At 64.3% G+C, this 2356-nt stretch carries 2 protein-coding genes; both read left to right on the plus strand.

What is annotated here, in order from left to right; genetic code table 11:
* On the plus strand, positions 1-1477 hold a 1477-nt coding region (locus C5O18_RS08665), incomplete at its 5' end, for an electron transfer flavoprotein-ubiquinone oxidoreductase (protein ID WP_105193173.1).
* A gap of 274 nt (positions 1478-1751) precedes the next feature.
* A partial coding sequence (locus C5O18_RS08670; protein ID WP_241146802.1) for a putative solute-binding protein occupies positions 1752-2356 on the plus strand: 605 nt, incomplete at its 3' end.

Below are 2356 nucleotides of genomic sequence, written 5' to 3' on the forward strand. Positions count from 1 at the left end.
GCTGTTCCCGAACTGGAAAGAGGAAGGCGCGCCGCTGAACACCCCGGTCGCCGGTGACGAAGTCTATTTCCTGCTCAGCCCGACCGCCTCCGCAAAGGCGCCGCACTGGGCCATTCCGAAGCCCATGCACAACGACGGCAACTACGTCATCAGCCTGGGCAACGTGGTGCGCTGGCTGGCCGCCAAGGCCGAAGAGCTGGAAGTCATGCTCTTCCCCGGCTTCGCCGCCTCCGAGATCCTGTTCAACGAAGATGGCTCGGTCAAGGGCGTGGCCACCGGCGACATGGGCGTGTCCCGCACCGGCGAGCACAAGCACTCCTACACCCCGGGCTACGAGCTGCACGCCAAGTACACGCTGTTCGCCGAAGGCTGCCGCGGCCATCTGGGCAAGCAGCTGATCAGCCACTTCGAGCTCGACAAGGACGCCGACCCGCAGCACTACGGCATCGGCATCAAGGAACTGTGGGACATCGATCCCTCCAAGCACAAGCCGGGCCTGGTGCTGCACGGCTCGGGCTGGCCGCTGAGCGAGACCGGCTCCACCGGCGGCTGGTGGCTCTACCACGCCGAGAACAACCAGGTCACGCTGGGCCTGATCACCGACCTGTCGTACAAGAACCCGTGGCTGTCGCCGTTCGATGAAATGCAGCGCCTGAAGCACCACCCGGTGCTCAAGCAGTACCTGGAAGGCGGCAAGCGCGTGTCCTACGGCGCCCGCGCCGTGGTCAAGGGCGGCCTGCACTCGCTGCCCAAGCTGACCTTCCCGGGCGGCCTGCTGATCGGTGACGACGCCGGCTTCCTGAACTTCTCCAAGATCAAGGGCAGCCACACCGCCATGAAGTCGGGCATGCTGGCCGCCGAAGGCCTGTTCGACGCCCTCAAGGCCGGCCGCGCCGGTGGCGACGAAGTGGTCGAGTACACCGAGAAGTTCAAGGCCTCCTGGCTGCACGAGGAACTGTTCAAGGCACGCAACTTCGGCGCCGCCATGCACAAGTTCGGCGGCAGCATCCCGGGCCTGCTCATGGGCGGCGGCTTCAACTTCATCGACCAGAACATCTTCGGCGGCAAGCTGCCGGTGACGCTGCGCGACACCACGCCGGACTACCAGGCCATGGGCCTGGCGGCGGACTATGCACGCATCGAATATCCGAAGCCGGACGGCAAGATCAGTTTCGACAAGCTCTCCTCGGTGTTCATTTCGAACACCAACCACGAGGAAGACCAGCCGATCCACCTGACGCTGAAGAACCCGGACATTCCGCTGACCGAGAATTTGCCCAAGTACGCGGAACCGGCGCAGCGCTACTGCCCGGCCGGCGTGTACGAGGTGGTGAGCAACGACGACGGCAGCCAGCGTTTCCAGATCAACGCGCAGAACTGCGTGCACTGCAAGACCTGCGACATCAAGGACCCGGCCCAGAACATCAACTGGGTGGTTCCGGAAGGCGGCGGCGGCCCGAACTACCCGAACATGTAAGTTCGATGCAGCATAAAAAAAGCAGCCCAAGTGGCTGCTTTTTTATGATCTTCCAGAAAGCATCAAACACAGTTGAAGTGTAGGCTGCACCGCTGGAACCGTTCATCTGCCGGACAACCTACAGTCGGGTGGCCCGAATTCTAAATTTGTTGTCCCCGCCCATGATTCCGGCCATGCTGCGCCAGCGCATAGCCTTCGTTGCAGTCCGAAGGCGTGACCGCCCGGACACAAGAACAAGAACACCATACCGGCCACGACAAGAAGAGAGCACCCAATGACCGCGATCTCCACCCCCCGCCTGCTGCTGGCCGCCGGCCTGCTGGCATCCGGCCTCGGCCACGCCGCCGCCGACACGCAGCGTCTCTGCGTCTATGACCTGCTCGGCAATGCCGGCGACATCGCCAACATGGCGCGCGACTATGCCACCGCCGCCCAGGGCTTCGGTGCCCGCATCAACGTGAAGGCCTACACCGACGAACGCGTCGCCACCGAAGACCTGCGTGCCGGCCAGTGCGATGCCCTGCTCGCCACCGGCTTCCGCACCCGCCTGTTCAACCCGGTCGCCGGCGCCCTCGACTCGCTCGGCGCCACCACCATCGTGCGCAACAACAAGGTCGACATGGCCGCCAGCTACCAGGTCGTGCAGAAGACCGCGCAGACCTTCGCCAGCCCGGCCGCCGCCAAGCTCATGGTGCGTGGCGCCTACGAGATCGGCGGCATCATTCCCTTCGGTGTCGCCTACCCGGTGGTCAACGACCGCAAGATCAACACGGTGGAAGCACTGGCCGGCAAGAAAATCGCCGCCTTCGACTACGACAAGGCCCAGGCCATCATGATCGAGCGCATCGGCGCCCAGCCGGTCTCCGCCGACATCACCAG

Source organism: Amnimonas aquatica (genome assembly GCF_002943415.1).
Taxonomy (GTDB): domain Bacteria; phylum Pseudomonadota; class Gammaproteobacteria; order Pseudomonadales; family Moraxellaceae; genus Perlucidibaca; species Perlucidibaca aquatica_A.